This window comes from Gottfriedia acidiceleris, assembly GCF_050457485.1.
In the GTDB taxonomy this organism is placed as follows: domain Bacteria; phylum Bacillota; class Bacilli; order Bacillales; family Bacillaceae_G; genus Gottfriedia; species Gottfriedia acidiceleris_D.
On sequence record NZ_JBCMJM010000008.1, the window covers coordinates 184,247 to 202,931 of the forward strand.

The following is an 18,685-nucleotide window of genomic DNA, read 5'->3' on the forward strand; positions in this document are numbered from 1 at the left end:
TTCACATAAAAAAATCCACCATGAAATACACTTACCCGATAAATAGGTTTAATGTTTTCATGGTGGAATAGTTTATTAGCAAATCGTACTAACATACCAATCCATTTTTTTGTTTACTAAATTGATAGAGTCATAACATCTCCCATACTATGATTCCATCTCAATAAATTAATTATAATCTTAAAGTGATAATTAAACAATAGATTCACGATATGAAAGTAAAACGCTTACATATGTTTACTTTATTTATTAACAGTTGATTTTAACTTCTCAGCATTTCGATTCAGTTTTTCTACTGCCTCAACATACTCTTCTTCTAGCTCATCTATAATGTCAGCCATTGAACTGATTTTTGTAATTGCCCCAACGCCGTGACCAGCAGACCATATTTCTTTCCAAGCCTTCGCATTCGATTCATTTTTCATTCCATCGAAATCGACTTTATCTTTCTTTTTCAATGTTTCAGGATCAAGACCAGCCTTCACAATGCTAGGAATTAACATATTCGCTTTAACGCCAGAGAATGCATCAGTTAGGACGATATCATCTTGCGTTGCATCGACTAACATTTGACGATATTCATCATTTGCTAAGCTTTCCTTTGCAACAATGAAGCGTGTTCCCATATAAGCTAAATCAGCGCCCGCAGCTTGTGCAGCCAAAATACTCTTACCAGTTGAAATCCCACCTGCTAACACAATAATGCCGTCCCAGAACGTACGAACACTATCAACGAACGCAAATCCATTTAAATTACCAGCATGACCACCAGCACCTGATGCAACTAAAATTAGTCCATCTACACCAGCCTCAGCTGCTTTTTTAGCAAACTTCATATCACTAACATCTGAGAATACTAGTCCACCATAACTATGTACAATATCAACTACTACTTTTGGAGAGCCTAATGAAGTAATGACAAGCTCAGGCTTATGTTTTTTCAACAGCTCAAGCTCTTCTTGTAATCTACTATAAGAGCTATGAACGACTATATTCATTGCCCATGGTGCAATTTTACGCTCCGGCTCATTTGCGCGTGCCAAAGCAAGATGATCATTTAATTGCCCCATCCATTGATCAAGTACCTCAATTGGGCGAGCATTCGGTGCTGGAAAAGACCCAATTACACCATTTAAACAGGCTGCCTCTACTAGCTCAGGACCAGAAACTAAAAACATCGGTGCAGAAATAGCTGGCACCCTCAGTTGACTCCACCATTTTTCAGGAATTTGTTTACTCATCTACATGTCCCTCTTTTCTTTACAGAATATTCTGATTGTTAATAATGATACATTAGTAAACTATTCTTTTCAACTCTGTCTCTGCAAAAATGCTTTTTGAAGGCTATACGAAATAGTCAGGCTAATAAACTTGATATACAAATATAATAAAGTGAATAATAAATAAATAGTCTATTAAGTTCAATACACTAATAGATTCGTAAATTTAATAATCTTTTACTTCAATAGTAGATAGAAAAATATTATTAGAATTACAGTGAACCATAATATAATTAATTTATACTTTTTAGTCCTATACTTTCTCTTAGCCCGTTCAAAATAAAAAAAGGAAAAAATTTCTCCATCTAAACAAATTGTGACAGAGTTCGACCAAAGAAAATTGTAGAATAGTCACATATAAGTAAATAATGTAATATAATTGTAATATTCTAATCTAAATTTCAGTAAACATTGATAGATGGACTACTTGGTTATGGGAGGAATTTTTTTGGAAAGTACTTTAAATGTTAAAGGAAATAATATTCAAAGGGGAAGATCATTTAAACGGTCTTTGCCCTGGCATTTCATTTTGATCGGCATCATTATTATTATTACGCTCATCATAGTGTTCAGCTATCGGGCTAACCATTTTAATGCTCAAATCAAGGTAAACGGCATAAATTTAGGTGGACTGAATGCTGACCAAGCACTAATAAAATTAAAAACTAGCGAACTTAAAAACATCGTTTATGTTGGTGACCAGAAAATCTTGGATGGAAAAGATACAAAAATGAGCTTTACGGAAAATGATCTGCCGGCTATTAAAAAAATAGTTAAAAACCAGCGCACGTTTTTTCCTTCTTCAAAAGAAAAAAATTATTCTTTAATGCCGAGTAAACGAGATGAAGATCAAATTGACACAATGAAAAAACAGATTGAAGATAAACTTCTCACTCTTAATAAGAGCTTAAAAGCTCCAAAAGATGCGACTGTTCAATTGAAACAAGGCAAAATTATTGTCTCTAAAAGCATTAGCGGTGAGCAATATGATATCGACCGTCTATTAAAAGACTATAATGGACAAGGATATACTAGTATAATCCGTCTAAAACCTGTATACATACAACCAATCAAAGAAGACAATCAAATTGTGAAAAATGAGAAGAAAAAACTTCAAGAACTACTAGGGCGTACAGTTCAGTATAAAGTTCAGGATAAAGTTTATTCTTTAAATGCGAGTGAATTAATTCAAAATGCTTCTGTGTCAAAAGATATGAAAGTTACGATTGACTCTAGTAATCTTAAAAACAAGATTGCTGAAGTAAATAATTCTCAATCTACATTAAATAAAAATTTTACATTTAAGACAAATTCAGGATCTGTTATCTCGGTTAAAGGAGAAGGCTATGGCTGGGCATTAGATGTTGATAAAGAATCAACACTAGTTCAGCAGGCTTTTGAAACAGGAGAAAAATCGATTTCTCCTACTCATATTATCGGAAATGGCTGGAACAATGAAGGTTATGGATATAATACGACCGCAAACAATGGAATTGGCGATACATATGCTGAAGTGTCGATTGCCGAACAGCGTATTTGGCTTTATAAAAATGGCAAATTGGTGATCACAACGAATGTCGTTACTGGTAAACACGTCACTGGTGAAGATACTTCAAAAGGAGTTTGGTATATCCTTTTTAAACGAACACCATCGACCCTCAGGGGCTCACATGTAGGTCTTGGTTCCTATGAGGTTAAGGTCGATTATTGGGCACCATTCACAAACAGCGGACAAGGTTTCCACGATGCTAGCTGGCGAAGCAACTGGTCAAGCAATGCCTATCTAACTGCAGGATCGGGTGGCTGCGTTAACACTCCACCTAGTCTAATGAAAACCGTATATGATAATCTCAGCACATATGAGCCAGTAGTCATCTACTAAAAAATAACATAATCAAAAACACTGAAACCCTATATACGTTTCAGTGTTTTTTTATGATTAGTTTAAGATTGTTACTTTCACTTGTTTTCTTCCAAAATTAATCGCGTCTTGTTTATTTGGAATAAATACATCAATACGATTTCCTTTGATGGCACCGCCAGTATCTCCAGCTATTGCTACACCATAACCTTCTACATTCACTTTACTTCCAAGTGGGATTACACTTGGATCAACGGAAATAACTTTTGTATTTGGATTCTTTTTTAAGTCAATTCCAGTTGCTGTAATGCCAGAACACCCATTACAAGAAGCTGTATAGGCAGATGCTTCCATTATTATTACTTTTGATCCAGCCGAATCTTTTGTTTTAGATTCACTTTCTTTTGTTGTTGATGTATCAGCTTTTGTTGCCGGAGCACTTTCTTTTGCTGCTGGTACACTCTCTTTTGTTGTTGGTGCACTTTCCTTTGTTGTTGGTACACTTTCTTTTGTTGTTGATGCACTTTCCTTTGTTGCTGGTACAATTTCCTTTGTTTTAGGAACATCTTCTCTTGATGCCGATGCAGTCTTTGAAGATTCTTGTACTGACTTCACTGTTGAAGTAGATTTAGAATTTTTTGCAAGATTTGTATATGTCATTTTTGAATGAGCTATATTTTTTACGCCTTCAAAAATTACTAGGTTTAATCCTGGTTGAATTAGATCCGTATGTATATTGTTCCATTCTTGAATTTGCGATACTGTTACATCATGATTTTGTGCAATATCCCATAATGTATCACCTTTTTTTACTTCATAATGTTTTTCAGGTGCAATGATTAGTTTATCCCCTGGATGAATTAAGTCTGAAGTAATCCCGTTTAACATTTTTGTATTTTCAACGGTGGTATTATTTGCACGTGATAGATCCCATAAGGTATCCCCTTTTTTCACTTCAACAGTAGCAGCTTGCACATTAGCACTTACAGATACTGAGAGTGCAGCAGCTGCTAAAATGGTTGTAACTTTAATTTTGTTAATCATTTCTTTTTACCCTCCATGTTCCTTTATTTGCTAATTTTCACTAATCGTAACATAGATTTTTCTCAAAAAAAGTAACAGGGAGATGATAAATCATTTCCTTTCATCGGATGTTTATTACAAGTATTTAACTAAAATTACTGAGCTAACAGCAAAAAAATGGCTTGTTCTCAACTTCTATTCAAGTTAAATTGCCCGGACTACTCGGTATTTAGCCCTTCCATTTATTCATTAATGACTATTACAAAATCTGACGAAGGAAATTACATAAATTACAATAGATAAACAATTTCAACAATGCGTTATTTCTTTAAATGCTCTGTTTGAGTAGATTTGTTGATTTTTTTTAAGTAAATTGTTGTTTAGTTAAACAACGAATATTAAATTAAAAAGGAAAAGAGGTAAATGAGATGCTTACTCATTTACCTCTTTTTTTAAAATTTATGATACATGCACTTATTTTGATTCAATTGAATTAGCTGGTAATTTATCAAGCTCAAGATGATTTCTCAAACTATTTGTTATAGCATTTACGCTAGTTTGATCCGGCATATAATAGTAAATTCTGTTAATATAATCGTCTTTTCCTTGCAATTTTAATGTCGTGATGTTTTTAGGATTAGCGTCTTTCATGTCATTGAATAAGTATAAGCCTTCAGACAAGCTCATATTTGTTTTGACATTTTTACTAAATACATTTGCATAGTTATCTATTTTAAATAATGTTTTCGGAGACTTTAATTTATCTATAATTGCCAGCATAGCTTGTTGTTGACGTTCTTCACGTCCAAAATCACCACGTGGATCGCGCTTTCTCATTCGAGCATAGGCTAAAGCTTCTGTTCCATTTAGATGTTGATTTCCTTTTTTGAAGTAAACCTTATAACGTGGTTTAGTATCCGTATATTGCCAAAAATCAAATGGGACATCAACATCAATTCCACCAATTTCATCGACAATATTTTTAAAACCACCAAAATCTACAGTAACATAATAGTCGATTGGGACATGTAAAAAGTTTTCTACTGTATTTACAGTTGATTGAAGACCACTGTTATATGCACCATTAATTTTAGTTTTTCTTTTTTGATCTGGAATTTCCACGTATGTATCACGAGGAATACTCATTTTTTGTATTGTTTTATCTTTGGGATTAACAGTTACTAATATGATGGAATCAGTTCTACCACCTTTACCCTTTGTTGCGTAGTTTTCAATTCCAAGAAATAAAATAGAAAAAGGTTGAGTTTCTTTTATTTCTTGTTTACGTAAACTTGAGTGAAGAAGTTCACCCTGGGTAGCATTCTGTAATTTATAATATGTTCTTATTCCCTTATATCCAATAAATGCTATAAGAATTAGAACGATCAATAGCAATATTTTTAGAGACTTTCTTTTTGTTTTTCTGATTTTATTATTCTTTTCTTTCATTTGTTTAGCAAGAGCTCCTTTTGAGATATTTGTATGGGGCCATTAACTTGAATGAGAATATTTAAAGCATTACTTATATACGGTGAACTAACTAAGAGTTATTCAGCATATTTAGTATTTCAAGGCAAAAAGATTATTTTATATCCATATTGTTAGCGGCATTAGGGGAATTTATTATATTTAATAGGTAACAAATTTTTTTGCTGGTATTGTTACTCGAACTTTATAGACTAATTCAAAAGTATGTCGATCAAACTAATTAACAACCCCTCGAAACAAGAAAAAGGACCTAAATTAGGTCCCCAACACAAAATTAAACGCGATATTCATCCGCTCGCCAATTTTTAATATTTTGTTTAATCTCTTTCGAACTCAGTCCTTCATTTACTGCTTTTTCACTTAACGCTACAAATTCTTCATCACTTGCAAATCGTAATGCAATGATTTGCCCCATTGTTAATTGAGGATTTAATGGTTTACCTGTTAGCGTAAAGTGACGAAAATTTTCTTCCATTCGAATGACACGGTCTTGCACTTTGTTGGAATAAAGTCTTGTTAGAAAAAACGCAACAACTAATAAAAGCGAAGTGACTAAAATAAATACTGCTAACCAAATGTTATCGCTATTTTTTATCGCGCTACATAAGTTAACGATTGAACCAATGATTGTGATTAATGCTAATGGTGCTCCAAAAAAGTGGAAAACTGGATGATATCTAACGTGATGATCTAAACTTTGCGGTTTCATATGTACATCTCTCCTCTAAATATGTTTTATGTACCCTATTCTAACATTATTAATCTTACTACTTATTTATCATTAAAGAATTTTTATTTACAATAAAAAAATCTAATAAGTCAAAAAAACTTACTAGATTTGAATTTAAATTAAATCCTTTTTTCAGACACTGCTTCGCTTATTACACTATACATATTTTCAACACCTTCATTAGAAGATTCAAAAGTATAAGCATTTTCTTTTAAAATTCCTAGGCTACTTGCTTCTTTTACTACATCTATATTTGCTCCCATGAATATAAATTCCCAATTATATTTTTCTTGTTGGTGATGGATCAGATGTTTCACTTTATTATACGTAAATTCAACGCTCGCATTCTCTAGCCCATCAGTAGTAATAACAAATATGACTTTACCCGGTCTTTCCATCTCGTTACATAAAGACAATCTGTTGCCTACATTTAAGATGGTTTTACCTACTGCATCTAAAAGTGCAGTAGTCCCCCTTACAAAATACTCTTTATCCGATAATTTTACTTCATTTGCATTGCGCCCATTCCATAAGACTTCATACTGGTCGTCAAAAAGCACTGTTGTTACATTCGTTTCTCCATCAAAACTACTTTGTTTTTTTATAAATGCGTTAAATCCACCGATTGTATCACTTTCCAGCCCAGCCATTGAACCACTTCTATCGATTAAAAATATAATTTCTGTTTTATTATTGTTCATTCTAAATCAGCCCCTTCATTCTTGATGTTATAATAGTAACTGAATTAATTAGTAGGTAGGTCGCCTTAAAAGAGACATTTTGGAAGGGGGAATTTAACATGCTTAACCAAGAATTTTTGATTGAATTACAACAATATGTAAAACGCCATTTAGATGAAGTAAAAATAGAAGAAATACATTTTAGTACAAATGAAATATATGCTACTGAGCCTTTAGAAAATATAGAGATTGAAGCATTTATTAAAAATAAACTGAAACCAACATTTAAAGAGCTGTTATTTAACTTTATTGATCAAAAAAATGTCAGTGACCCATTAATCTATAAAAAGGCTGGAATTGATCGAAAACATTTTTCAAAAATCCGCTCCGTTCCTAATTACCTTCCAAAGAAAAATACAATAATTGCTTTATCACTAGCACTTGAACTAGATAAAATTGAAACGAGCGATCTCTTAAGTTCTGCTGGCTATACATTATCAGACAGCGATTTAAATGATTTAGTCATAAAATATTTCTTAGAGAAAAACATTTATGATATCGATTTAGTCAACGAAGCATTGAACCACTTTAATTTAAATCCACTAATAAAATAAAGCAGCAAAATAAATAAAAAAACATCTTAAATCACCTTTTTCCAAAGTGATTAATAGATGTTTTTTTTTAAGAATATTTCATATTTTAGAAACTCACTTGATCTCTTCCATTATGCTTCGACTTGTATAATGCCTGATCTGCTTGCTTAATTAACTTTTGATAATCTTGTTCCGTTTCAGCAATTACTGATGCTACACCAATACTTAATGTAACTAATTTTTTCTCTGATTGCTCATGTTCGATCTTTAATTTTTTTATATTTTTACATAATCGATTACCTATTTTAATAGCATCATTCAGATCAGCTTTCGGTAATAAGATTGAGAACTCCTCTCCTCCATATCGTGCAACAATACCTGACGAGCTTGCCGTCTCTAATTGCAAACTTGTTGCTACTTTTCTTAAGCATTCATCACCTTTTGGGTGACCATACAGATCGTTATATTTTTTAAAATAATCCACGTCAATCATTAATAATGTCATTGGGAATGATGTTTCATAGGATTGGGAACATCCAGTTAAAAGTTGTTTTTCAAAGTATCTACGGTTATATAATCCAGTTAGACTGTCAACATTTGCAATGTTTTCCATTTTCTTTAATTTTATTTCTGTATTACGTGTTTGATAAGCGATAAAATAACTCATTAATAATGCAGGAACAAACATTAAAATCCAAAACCCAATCGTTTGAAGTAATCTTCCTAATACAATTTCACCAATCGGTCTTAGCATCCATTTATCGATTAAATAAAAACCGATACATCTAAACAAAATGATAATAGTGGTTAATATAAGAATTCTTTTCTTTTCTTCCCATTTTTGATAATTCATATAAAATCCAAAAAATAAAACAAACAGAAGCAAAAGTGAATCAATTAGGTAAACATAATTCAATCCTTTAATAAAATAAAAAGCAATCATATCAAAGAAAAACATAGTAACTAAGGTAATATTTCCAAAAAAGATTGCTGCAATTTCCATTCCAAGAGCCCTAATTTGAATATTTGTTCCATGGTCCGTGATAATCGGGAAATTTATCAATACAATCGTTAATATACTCAATAGAATCCCGATAAAAAATTCTTGAAATTTCGATTTCCCTGCAAACTTTTGTCTTGCTTCTCCCCATAAGATCGAAGAGGTTAAATAAAAAAAACTAATGATGATTGTATGGGTTATGAAAATATTTTTAAGAAGCATAATCCCTCCAGGAATTATCTTAAAATAAATATGAATTTTTAAATGGTGTACAATCCATTTATTTTCTACTTCGTTGATGACGATTTAGAGATTATTTTACTTTTTCAATATAGTTAATTTCTCCGTAATATTATATTAACATACTCCTCATTATCTTTGTGTACAATTTTTATACAATACAACAACGATATTGAATAAAGATTATATAAAAAAGGCGTCTTTAAGCCAACTCTGACCTTAAAGCGCCCTTTTTAATCCTTCAGATCTCTTTTGTCTATTCAACAATTCCAGTATGTATTATATCTAACTTAACCTTTACATTAATTTTTGCACTGGAATACTGTTTCCTCCATTTTTTCACATCAAAGTCTCTTTGATGTGCTTCTAATTTTGAGCCAAAACCAATTGGGTCAACATTATTTTTTTGAAGAAGTGATATAAGGTCCCGAGCATTTTTTTCGATATCCCTTTCGATTGCTTTTTTTATTTCTTTAATATGTTTTGGGAATAATATTGGTTTATCACCAGTATATTCTTGAATTCTAGCATTCATATTCAATTGCACTGTAAATTCTGGTTTCCCTTTTTTAATTTTGACATCAAATTTACTTCTTGATACTAAATTATCAATTGCTACATACTCTCCATCAATATTGAACTGATGCAATCCTTGTTTATAATTTTCTTTCATCGATTTAAAAATGAAAACATATTTCCATGGAATAATTGTTACGAGTTTATCGTATTTAAAAAGTGCAATACCAGTTATTTTCATCTTGTCATTCACAATTTTTAACACAGGTAAAAACGGGTCCTGACCTACTTCAAAATATTGATAGACGAATGTTGCGAAATCAGTGTACGGAAACGGTCCAGTCTCTGAATTATGTAGTAGTAGATCATAAAGATATAAAGCTATGTTTTCCCTTTCATACTGCTTTAACGAAAGTAAATCGCTTGTTTCGCCATCGACTATAGCTACTTGAATCACACTCCCAACGGCCGGATCTCGGTTAAACGTATCAATGATTGGAAAAATACCTCTTTTAGCAAAGTCCATACTAAATGTTACAACTCGAAGCTGACCTGATATTAACCGATACCTCATTTGACTATCTAATCTTTCCCTTACTTTTTTTATTGTTTCTCCATCTGCAGAAGACACATTAAACTCAATCTGTCCAGATGGTCGAAACACAGGAAAAACAACAGTCCCTTTGTATTGATGGGGATTCGGAAGGTCGAACCCTGCTGCTTCAATAAGATTTAGTTCATTAACATTCGTAGAAGGTACAAGTGCACACCCATTTAAAATGAATGCAATACAAATAATAAAAAATAAACTATATTTTTTCATGTTGCTTTCCCAGACTTAGTTAACATAAAAATGATTGAAAAAAGTGGTATATAAATATAAAAGAGATATAGAGAAAATCTACTAGTATAATCAGCAAAAGCATTAATTTGATATCGAGTTTCAAGTAATTGGCAAACAATAAGACAAATTACACTTATCAATATTAATGTATACTTTTGCTTCCACTTAAAAATTAATTTTAATCCTCTGCTTGTACTCCATAATAATAGAGCTAAAATTGAAATCACTTTAATTAAAAAACTAGAAATTAGTAAATATTCAAACCTTTCTAAGAATGGTAAATGAATTAAACTAGCAATATAGATTCTCGCCCAGATTACATGTGCAATTTGCCTTTCACTTAAAAGTAAAAATGTTGTAAAAGCCGATAAAGTGAAGACTAGAGTTGAAAAAACAACCCCCCATTGAGCAAATTTTTGCGAAGAATTTCCATTCCGAATAAATGGAAAGACCATTAGTAGTACTTCAAACCCTGCCATTGTATAAATTGACTTTTTTGCAGCCAATAACAAATCTTTAAACGAATGATCAAAAATAGGTAAAATATTATCCATATGAACATATCTAGGTGGTAAATGAAATAGCAAAGCATAAAGGAGTGCCGTAAAGATTCCAGATAGAAATGCAATGCCAACTACTACACGAAACCCACCTGATACGATGTAATAGCACAATAATAAAATGATAATCGCTAATAGCCACGTTGTTATTGTCGGAAACATCCAAACTTGAACGATTTCAATATATAATCTAAGAACAGAAATTGCTAAAACTAGATAATAGGTTAGAATGACTAAACTTAAGGTTGAACCAATAATATTACCAAAAAATTGTTTATGTGCATCAATAATATCTCCTTGTGCCTTTGTTAACATTTTATACATAAACCATACTACTGCATTAACAAAAAACCCAGCAATTATTACACTGATCCATGCATCGTACCCAGCATCTTGTGCAATGAGCCGTTGAAATCCTAAAACACCTACTCCTATTTGAGAGCTTGTAATAATAAAAAACAGGAGGTAAGGTGATACCTGTTGCCTTCTATACGTTGCCATGATCATACCTCCTCATTATTATTCATCAAAATCACTAGGTGGACCTGGACTTTTTTTATCATTTGTTGATCGAAATAGACTAGCTGGCCTCAAAGTTGTCGGCCTTTTTTTCTGCTTTGCAAATGGTAATCTGATCCATAAATCATTGATTGTCGTTTTCCTAAACGGGTATGCCCCAATATACGGTCTTCCTAAAGAAGTTAATCGAAGTAAGTGAGTCATTAAATAAATAAACCCCATAAAAATTCCTAAAAGACCAATCAACTGAGCCATTAATATAACTGGAAACTTCATAAATCGGATTGTATTGTTAAACTTATATATTGCAGAAGTGTAGGAAGCAAGTGTACCTAAACCTACGAGAATTAAAAGAATATTACTTGTTAACTTAGCTTCAACAACCGCTTGACCAATAACAATCCCACCAACTATACCAAGTGTTTGCCCAATTTTTGATGGTAAACGAAGACCTGCTTCTTTCACAAGCTCGATTGTAATTTCCAAAAATAAAACCTCAAGGATTGGTGGGAATGGAACCGCTGCTCTAGATACGATTAATGATTCAAGTAAACGAGGTGGAATGAGTTCGTAATGATAGCTAAGAATCGCAACATAAAAAGCCGTTATGAAGATCGAAAGTGCAAAGCCAAACATTCTAAGACATCGGAAAAATGTAGCAAGTACCCAATTGACATAATAGTCTTCCATTGCAATAAATGTTTCGTCTATTAAAGCAGGTGTCAAAAGAACATTTGGTGAACCATCCACAACAATGACAATTTTCCCTTCAGTTAATCCTGAGACTGCACGATCAATTCTTTCAGTTGGAATAGATTGTGGAAAGATCGAATGTGTGTTATCCCCAATCATAGATGAAATAAAAGAACTATCAGGAATATGATCATATTGGATATCATTGATTCTCTGAGTAACAGTATTAATGTTTTCCTCATCAGCAATTCCGCTTAAGAAGATTACCGCAACACTTGTCTTAGACAATGTCCCCACTACTAGTTCCTTCACATGAAGATCTGAAATAGGTAATTTTTTTCGAATTAAATTAATGTTTACATCCATATCTTCTACAAATCCAACCTGTGGACCTAAAGTAGTAGCTTCCATCAAAGGTGGGCCAATTGTTCTTGATATGTTGTTTGTAACATCAACAAGTAAACACTCTGTTTTATTATCCCCGTACAGAATTGCAACATAGCCTTCTAGAATCTTATTGATTATTTTCGTATTATCCGAAGTTAATATAAGTTGTTGCACTGGAATTTGAGATTTTAATTGTTGTAATGTCAGATTTTTTGTTAAATACGGAAGTACTTCATTATGCATGATTTCAGACCTAATTAATGTTCGAAAAAAATAGACCGAATAAATATTTTGATTTTCTATGTCACTTGAAGTTATAAAAGAAATGAAATCATTTGATTTCGATAATTCTTCAATCCAATTATTTTTGGTCGGATCTTCTTTAAGATGATCTTTATTATTTCTCATACTGATCCCCTATTTAACTTTTATTTTATGATTTGAAATGAGTATGAGTATTATTCAAATTAATGGAAAAAAATTACACACCTTAAAGAACATACAGAACTATTTAAACTTAATTCCCTGAATAGATTTATTTTTTAAAAATGAAATAACTGATTCAAAAGGTTAACAATTGGATTTTTATTGTATACTAATTAAAGGATTAAATAAGGAGACCTTTTATGAAATGGTTAATACATTTTTAGTAGGAGAATAAAATGGCAAAAGAGAAAACATTAGAACAAATTGCATATGAAAAATTAAAAAGTTTGATCCTCTCAGGTGAGTATCAAACTGGTATGCATTTGAAAGAAACTACACTTGTATCTGAATTACAAATGAGCAGAACACCGATTAGAAGAGCACTTGGAAGACTTGTATCTGAAGGAATGTTATCACATAATAACTTTCATGGAACGACTGTTACATATACTCAATTTACTTTACACGAAATAATAAATATGATTGAAATACAATGGTGCTTTGCTGTATTTTGTGTAGAAAAATCCCAAAGAAAGCATACTCCATTTAATGTCAAACTACTTAAAGAAATTACTGCCTTGATGGAAAAAGCATATAGTCAAGATGATGCCTATAATTATCATAGAGCGTTAACAGAGTTTTATAAAACATTCATACAAAACTCTCAAAACAATTTAATCATCGAAATGCTAGATAATCTATGGAAAAGGTTTACTGAAGAAGCAACATCATCTAATGTATTTAACGTAAGAAAAAATAGAATTCCACATACATTAGATTTATATAATTCTCTTATTGATCGTGTGGAAAAATCTGAATTTGATAAAGCAACTGAAATTTTAACTCAACTGAAAGAAGAAGCATTTATGGATTTAATGTTTTAATATGAATGCAATAAAAACATCTAAAGCTTTTAAGGCTTTAGATGTTTTTTTATTGATTATCGAAAATTAACTAATAAAGATATTTTTGTATACAATTTTTACACTAAAATTAATATAAATTAACTTACCTTCTTCATAATTCTTTAAACATCCGCCTACTTCATATATCACTTTGCTTAATTCAATTAGATATTTCCCTTTATTACCATATAATTGAATCAATTATTTTTCTATACTATTTAGTCAATTTTATTGTATACTTTTTGTATAATATTAGTTTTATTGACTTGTAAGTATAATGAGTGGATTTATAAAAAACCCACTCTTGTTTATCTGTGCAATAAAATAACACTAGAAAATAGGATGGTGAAATACTTGCCAAATAATATAACACTAGAGCAAAAAGCCTATGAAGAAATTAAAAAATTTATCATACAAGGTAAATATTCTCCTGGGACATATATAACTGAAGCATCACTTGTAAAGGATTTGAACATGAGTAGAACCCCTATCCGAAGGGCGCTTGTCAAATTGGAATCAACCGGTTTAGTTAAACATTTTAAAAACCAAGGCTCAATGGTCCAAAATATTCAAATTACAATGATTGATATCGTCAATTTTTTAGAATATCGTTTATTTTTAGGAATTGGCAGCATTGAAAAAGCTAAAAGGAAAATGCTTGTTTTTCCAATAAATGAAATGAATGAATGCATTCATTTATTGAAAAATGCGGTTGCTGATGAAGAGCATGATTTATATTTCGAAGAAGCAAATCGATATCATAATCTTATTTTACAAACAAGCCAAAATGATTTAATGATGGAATCGATCGGAACTTTACAAAATAAATTTGAGATTATTGCAAATAAATATTATTCATATAGAAGAAGTTCAGTTCAAAATCATATTAAGCAGTACGAAGAATTAACTAAATTTTTTGAAGAAAAAGAGTATGACCAAGCTTTGAAGCTGTACAATGAAATCATGAAAGAAAAAATACAATCATTATTTTAGAAATAAAAAAACCTTATTCATAAATCAGAATAAGGTTTTTGTTTTTTATTGAATTAGTACTTAAAAAAGAACACTCTAACAACTTAAGCTGTTACATCTCGTTTTGAAAATACAACTAATGATAATCCTAGGAAAATAACAAAATAGACTAATAGCATAATTACTGAGAATGTCATTGTCATCCCTTCAACTGGTGGAGTACCATTGACGTACTGCATTAAGTTTGTATTGGCAAATAAGATAAACTTTGTCCAGTCAAAGAATCCTGACAAAATAACTGTTACCGTATTTCCGACTGTTAATAGTAAAATTGAGATACCGATCGCAATTGTATTGTTCCTAAATACTGTTGAAACCATAAACGCCATCGTAGCAAGCATAAATGTTTCGATGAAACTCATTACATAAAGCTTTGCAGAATAAACAAGTCTACTTTGCTCTTCAACATGGCCATCAACATATGCTAAATATGAAGTATTCCCACTTCCTGTACCAAAAAGTGCTAAACCTAGTAGATTCGAAACGACAAATAATATAAATAACAAAGCAAAACCAAATAGAATACTAGTTAAGTACTTTGACATAATTATTTTTTTTCTAGAAAACGGACGAATTAGTAATAGCTTAATCGTACCCCAATTAAATTCACTCGCCACTATATTGGCAGAAACGATAATCGTAAATAGTCCTACTAATATAATTAAACTTGATGAAGTATCCATAAAAGTCCAAACATTCGTCTTTTCATATGGTGATATATTATGCTCTATTCTGTACTCATTAATTGCAATTGATCGTTCTAAAAATGGTCTTTGAGGGTCATTTTTATCACTTATACCTTTTAATTGTTTTTTATCTTCTGCTGTTTGTACTTGTAATGTTTGCTTCCAATTCTTATCTGCATTTTGCTCTTTTTTATGTTCATTATATTTTACAAAAGAACCCATTGCACCTACAAGTAAAATAATAAGAGCAACCATCACAATTGTACCTGGTCTTTTAATAATCTTTATCCATTCATTTTGAATCAATTTTAACATATTCTAAGTTCCTTTCTTTTGGAAATTCTAAAGCACCAACAAACTAAAGAGTTGTTAAACATTCGTAATTTCTAAGAAACGATCTTCCAATGTTTTTGCATTTGCCTTAAATCCATATACGCGAATGCGATTTTCGACTAATAACTCAATTACACTCGGTACATCTTCTCTCGTTAATTCAATATGTATCTCTCCATCAACTAATTGAGCATTATGTTTAGATAATACTTTAAGTGCAGATTCGTGATTATTCACTTCAATTGAATACGTTTGGACATCTTCAGTAGTAAGCTCTGTTACAGTTTGTACATCTACAAGCTTACCTTGTTGAATAATACCAATTCGATCACACATCATTTCCATTTCTGCTAATAAATGACTCGATACAATGATGGCCATCCCTTTTTTCTTTGTAAGAAGCTGCAGGTGATCCCTCATTTCACGGATACCCGCTGGATCAAGTCCATTCGTAGGTTCATCAAGAATTAAAACTTTCGGATCATGCAATAAGCATTGAGCTAAACCGAGACGTTGTCTCATACCAAGAGAATATGTTTTAACTTTTTGACGAATAGCTCCAGTTAAACCAACGAGCTCAACAACTTCATCAATCTTCTCTTTTGTTACATTCTTATCCATTCGAGCATATTGCAGTAAATTATCATAACCACTTAGAAATTTATACAATTCTGGATTCTCTACAATTGCCCCTACATTCTTAATTGCTTCTTCAAAGTTGGACTTAATACTATGACCATTAATGACAACGTCACCTTCAGAAATATTCATCAAACCAACCATCATCCTGATCGTCGTCGTCTTACCAGCTCCATTTGGACCTAAGAATCCAAAAACTTCGCCTTCAAAAATATCAAAGCTTAAATCAGAAACAATCTTCTTCCCTTTTATTTCCTTTGATAAGTTCTTAATTTGTACAATTGCCTTTTTCATTTCGTCCTCCTTATTTCCAATATTTTCTAAATTTCTAATTCTATTTTAACAAAACTAATTGAAATGCAAAACAGTCTAAAGTCTGAGTTTGTTAATAAATGACAATTACTGTTACGAAAATATGAAAAATATTACATTTTTCATTTATTTTGTAATTTTTTCCAGAATTGTTTTTATTTTTTCGTGTTCAAATCTTAGGTAATTTTACATACTTAATTTTTACTATATTAGGATTTCATAAGTTCATAAGTACCGAAATAAAAAATAGCCTTATCCCTTTTATTTGGGTTAAGGCTATTTTCTAGGAAATTAACTTTTTGAAATTTGAGCTAAAATTTTATACTTTTTGTGGTTGATTACAGTGTGATCATGTTCGTAATAATTTCGGTGGTTACGATCAGTTCTCATATCAACAATGACAGAGTTTGAAAGAACTTTTGTTACAATTCCTTTTACTAAACCCGACTTGATCTCTTTTACATTTTCCTCTTTTGGCATAAATTCGATTTCGTCACCTGGTCTTACATAATATTTATTCATAGTTATGATTGTTTTATTATTTTTACACATATGTTTATCACCTTTTTATTTACTTTTATTTAATAATACAAAAATATCAGAATATTCAAAAGTGAACTGGATACTAGATTTCATCGTGACGATGTACCTATAAATCTATGTAGATATAGTTTTGGATGACTAGTTCTAATTTCGGTGAAGTGAATATAATTTAGCGCCATCATTTCTACTTGATCTCATTGATTTCAATGATGTATTAAAAGTATGTATCTCGCCTTAAATATAAAAAAGACTGTAAACAAATTCGATTTTCATCGATTTTGTTTACAGTCTTAACCCCTTTAGTTCTACGTTCGATTGGCTTGCTCTATTACCAATTATAATCTAAATAGATCCAAGCAAAATTGAATCATTAACCTTTAGGCAAAAAGCCTAAAGTAGATTCTCTTTTAACTAATGCAACTTCTAGTTGATATTCTTCGGTGTCATTTGTATTTTCAATTAGATGGATTAATTTATTAGTGGCAGCAACGCCTATTCGATAAATGGGTTGGACAATTGTACTGAGTTCTGGTTCTACCATTTCGGCTATTTTAATTCCATCGAATCCAATAATGGCAATGTCAGTCGGAACATGGATCTTTAACATTTTTAATGCCTTTAAAGAGCCGATTGCCATCAAGTCATTTGCAAGAAATATACCATCTACATCTGGATGATCCTCAAGCAACTTTTGGGTTAATTGCTTGCCACTTTCCATCGTAAAATCCCCTTGGTAAACAATTGGTTCTTGCAATGGAAAATAATTTTGCAAAGTATCTCGATATCCACTAAGCCTGTCGATCGCAGGAATGAAAACATCTGGACCACTGATATGAGCGATTTTCTTGCATCCAAGCTCATACAAATGTTCGACGGCCATTACAGCTCCTTGATAATTATCAACGCCTACTGAATTAGCCGTAAGCGTATCGACAGCGCGGTCTACTCTAACAAATGGTATTTGTAAACTCTGTAAGCTTTTTAGGATTTCTTCATTAAATTCAAACGAAGCTAAAACAAAACCATCGATATACCTACTTTGAAACTCCTTCCAAAACTTAGGGTTTTTTAAATCATCATTATTTGAATTAACTAGTATTAGACTATACCCTTTTAACTTAGCAACTTCTTCAATTGCGACAACCAATTCTGGAAAGAACGGATTGGAAATATCAGGAATAATTAAAGCAATTGTTTTCGATTTTTGTTTCGCAAGTCCTCTAGCAATCTCGTTTGGTTTATAATCAAGCTTTTTCATTACTACTTTAATTTTTTGTTCTGTTTCCGGACTAATATAACTTATGTTATTTATAAATCTAGATACCGTAGCTACAGAAACACCAGCTTCTTTTGCGACATCTCGAATCGTCGCTTTCTTATTCTTCACTAGATTGT

General features: G+C 31.5%; 17 protein-coding genes. 4 read left to right on the forward strand and 13 right to left on the reverse strand.

The features are described 5' to 3' along the window. Positions 1-242 precede the first annotated feature (242 nt). On the reverse strand, positions 243-1,241 hold the full coding sequence (locus ABEY15_RS09625; protein ID WP_429889825.1) for an NAD(P)H-dependent flavin oxidoreductase: 999 nt from the start codon (positions 1,239-1,241) through the stop codon (positions 243-245). Positions 1,242-1,713: 472 nt separating this feature from the next. On the opposite strand from ABEY15_RS09625, the gene ABEY15_RS09630 reads away from it, so the two are divergent. Beyond that, on the forward strand, positions 1,714-3,162 hold the full coding sequence (locus tag ABEY15_RS09630) for a L,D-transpeptidase family protein (RefSeq protein ID WP_429889826.1): 1,449 nt from the start codon (positions 1,714-1,716) through the stop codon (positions 3,160-3,162). Between the two features lie 57 nt (positions 3,163-3,219). Here ABEY15_RS09630 and ABEY15_RS09635 read toward each other — a convergent pair whose 3' ends face one another. The 4 genes from ABEY15_RS09635 to ABEY15_RS09650 form a co-directional block, all read right to left on the reverse strand. Next, on the reverse strand, positions 3,220-4,185 hold the full coding sequence (locus tag ABEY15_RS09635; protein ID WP_429889827.1) for a LysM peptidoglycan-binding domain-containing protein: 966 nt from the start codon (positions 4,183-4,185) through the stop codon (positions 3,220-3,222). A 453-nt stretch (positions 4,186-4,638) separates the two neighbouring features. Next, positions 4,639-5,613, reverse strand: a complete 975-nt coding sequence (locus ABEY15_RS09640; RefSeq protein WP_429889828.1) for an LCP family protein — start codon at positions 5,611-5,613, stop codon at positions 4,639-4,641. A gap of 313 nt (positions 5,614-5,926) precedes the next feature. Then, a complete protein-coding gene (locus ABEY15_RS09645; protein ID WP_429889829.1) occupies positions 5,927-6,361 on the reverse strand; it encodes a DUF6526 family protein in 435 nt (144 codons plus the stop codon). Between the two features lie 140 nt (positions 6,362-6,501). Then, positions 6,502-7,083: a vWA domain-containing protein gene (locus ABEY15_RS09650; RefSeq protein ID WP_429889830.1), complete on the reverse strand. Its 582-nt coding sequence runs from the start codon at positions 7,081-7,083 to the stop codon at positions 6,502-6,504. A 98-nt stretch (positions 7,084-7,181) separates the two neighbouring features. Between ABEY15_RS09650 and ABEY15_RS09655 the strand changes: the two genes are divergently transcribed. Next, entirely contained in the window at positions 7,182-7,676 is a 495-nt protein-coding gene (locus ABEY15_RS09655; RefSeq protein WP_429889831.1) for a hypothetical protein, read from the forward strand. 85 nt (positions 7,677-7,761) lie between these two features. On the opposite strand, the gene ABEY15_RS09660 is transcribed toward ABEY15_RS09655, so the two are convergent. The 4 genes from ABEY15_RS09660 to ABEY15_RS09675 form a co-directional block, all read right to left on the reverse strand. Next, the gene (locus tag ABEY15_RS09660) at positions 7,762-8,877 is read right to left on the reverse strand and encodes a GGDEF domain-containing protein (RefSeq protein ID WP_429889832.1); all 1,116 of its coding nucleotides are present in this window, start codon (positions 8,875-8,877) and stop codon (positions 7,762-7,764) included. Between the two features lie 274 nt (positions 8,878-9,151). Further along, positions 9,152-10,234 carry a Ger(x)C family spore germination protein gene (locus ABEY15_RS09665; protein WP_429889833.1) on the reverse strand — a complete coding sequence of 361 codons (1,083 nt, stop codon included), beginning with the start codon at positions 10,232-10,234 and terminating at the stop codon, positions 9,152-9,154. Further along, positions 10,231-11,316: a GerAB/ArcD/ProY family transporter gene (locus ABEY15_RS09670; RefSeq protein WP_429889834.1), complete on the reverse strand. Its 1,086-nt coding sequence runs from the start codon at positions 11,314-11,316 to the stop codon at positions 10,231-10,233. Before ABEY15_RS09670 ends, ABEY15_RS09665 begins: the two co-directional genes overlap by 4 nt. Before the next feature lie 18 nt (positions 11,317-11,334). Continuing rightward, the gene (locus ABEY15_RS09675) at positions 11,335-12,822 is read right to left on the reverse strand and encodes a spore germination protein (RefSeq protein WP_429889835.1); all 1,488 of its coding nucleotides are present in this window, start codon (positions 12,820-12,822) and stop codon (positions 11,335-11,337) included. Positions 12,823-13,076: 254 nt separating this feature from the next. Between ABEY15_RS09675 and ABEY15_RS09680 the strand changes: the two genes are divergently transcribed. Both ABEY15_RS09680 and ABEY15_RS09685 read left to right on the forward strand, forming a co-directional pair. After that, positions 13,077-13,724 carry a GntR family transcriptional regulator gene (locus ABEY15_RS09680; RefSeq protein ID WP_429889836.1) on the forward strand — a complete coding sequence of 216 codons (648 nt, stop codon included), beginning with the start codon at positions 13,077-13,079 and terminating at the stop codon, positions 13,722-13,724. A 375-nt stretch (positions 13,725-14,099) separates the two neighbouring features. Further along, positions 14,100-14,738 carry a GntR family transcriptional regulator gene (locus ABEY15_RS09685; protein WP_429889837.1) on the forward strand — a complete coding sequence of 213 codons (639 nt, stop codon included), beginning with the start codon at positions 14,100-14,102 and terminating at the stop codon, positions 14,736-14,738. Positions 14,739-14,821: 83 nt separating this feature from the next. On the opposite strand, the gene ABEY15_RS09690 is transcribed toward ABEY15_RS09685, so the two are convergent. The 4 genes from ABEY15_RS09690 to ABEY15_RS09705 form a co-directional block, all read right to left on the reverse strand. Further along, complete coding sequence (locus ABEY15_RS09690; RefSeq protein ID WP_429889838.1) at positions 14,822-15,778, reverse strand: ABC transporter permease; 957 nt, start codon at positions 15,776-15,778, stop codon at positions 14,822-14,824. Positions 15,779-15,832: 54 nt separating this feature from the next. Then, entirely contained in the window at positions 15,833-16,729 is an 897-nt protein-coding gene (locus ABEY15_RS09695; RefSeq protein ID WP_429889839.1) for an ABC transporter ATP-binding protein, read from the reverse strand. Positions 16,730-17,038: 309 nt separating this feature from the next. Beyond that, on the reverse strand, positions 17,039-17,299 hold the full coding sequence (locus ABEY15_RS09700) for a DUF2187 family protein (RefSeq protein ID WP_429889840.1): 261 nt from the start codon (positions 17,297-17,299) through the stop codon (positions 17,039-17,041). 361 nt (positions 17,300-17,660) lie between these two features. After that, positions 17,661-18,677, reverse strand: coding sequence for a LacI family DNA-binding transcriptional regulator (locus ABEY15_RS09705; protein WP_429889841.1), 1,017 nt, complete (start codon positions 18,675-18,677; stop codon positions 17,661-17,663). Between the last annotated feature and the right edge of the window lie 8 nt (positions 18,678-18,685).

What these genes read in the sequence shown, in the direction of transcription:
- ABEY15_RS09625 (WP_429889825.1), bottom strand. Translation starts at nt 1,241, where the DNA reads ATGAGTAAACAAATTCCTGAAAAATGGTGGAGTCAACTGAGGGTGCCA.
- ABEY15_RS09630 (WP_429889826.1), top strand. Translation starts at nt 1,714, where the DNA reads ATGGGAGGAATTTTTTTGGAAAGTACTTTAAATGTTAAAGGAAATAAT.
- ABEY15_RS09635 (WP_429889827.1), bottom strand. Translation starts at nt 4,185, where the DNA reads ATGATTAACAAAATTAAAGTTACAACCATTTTAGCAGCTGCTGCACTC.
- ABEY15_RS09640 (WP_429889828.1), bottom strand. Translation starts at nt 5,613, where the DNA reads ATGAAAGAAAAGAATAATAAAATCAGAAAAACAAAAAGAAAGTCTCTA.
- ABEY15_RS09645 (WP_429889829.1), bottom strand. Translation starts at nt 6,361, where the DNA reads ATGAAACCGCAAAGTTTAGATCATCACGTTAGATATCATCCAGTTTTC.
- ABEY15_RS09650 (WP_429889830.1), bottom strand. Translation starts at nt 7,083, where the DNA reads ATGAACAATAATAAAACAGAAATTATATTTTTAATCGATAGAAGTGGT.
- ABEY15_RS09655 (WP_429889831.1), top strand. Translation starts at nt 7,182, where the DNA reads ATGCTTAACCAAGAATTTTTGATTGAATTACAACAATATGTAAAACGC.
- ABEY15_RS09660 (WP_429889832.1), bottom strand. Translation starts at nt 8,877, where the DNA reads ATGCTTCTTAAAAATATTTTCATAACCCATACAATCATCATTAGTTTT.
- ABEY15_RS09665 (WP_429889833.1), bottom strand. Translation starts at nt 10,234, where the DNA reads ATGAAAAAATATAGTTTATTTTTTATTATTTGTATTGCATTCATTTTA.
- ABEY15_RS09670 (WP_429889834.1), bottom strand. Translation starts at nt 11,316, where the DNA reads ATGGCAACGTATAGAAGGCAACAGGTATCACCTTACCTCCTGTTTTTT.
- ABEY15_RS09675 (WP_429889835.1), bottom strand. Translation starts at nt 12,822, where the DNA reads ATGAGAAATAATAAAGATCATCTTAAAGAAGATCCGACCAAAAATAAT.
- ABEY15_RS09680 (WP_429889836.1), top strand. Translation starts at nt 13,077, where the DNA reads ATGGCAAAAGAGAAAACATTAGAACAAATTGCATATGAAAAATTAAAA.
- ABEY15_RS09690 (WP_429889838.1), bottom strand. Translation starts at nt 15,778, where the DNA reads ATGTTAAAATTGATTCAAAATGAATGGATAAAGATTATTAAAAGACCA.
- ABEY15_RS09695 (WP_429889839.1), bottom strand. Translation starts at nt 16,729, where the DNA reads ATGAAAAAGGCAATTGTACAAATTAAGAACTTATCAAAGGAAATAAAA.
- ABEY15_RS09700 (WP_429889840.1), bottom strand. Translation starts at nt 17,299, where the DNA reads ATGTGTAAAAATAATAAAACAATCATAACTATGAATAAATATTATGTA.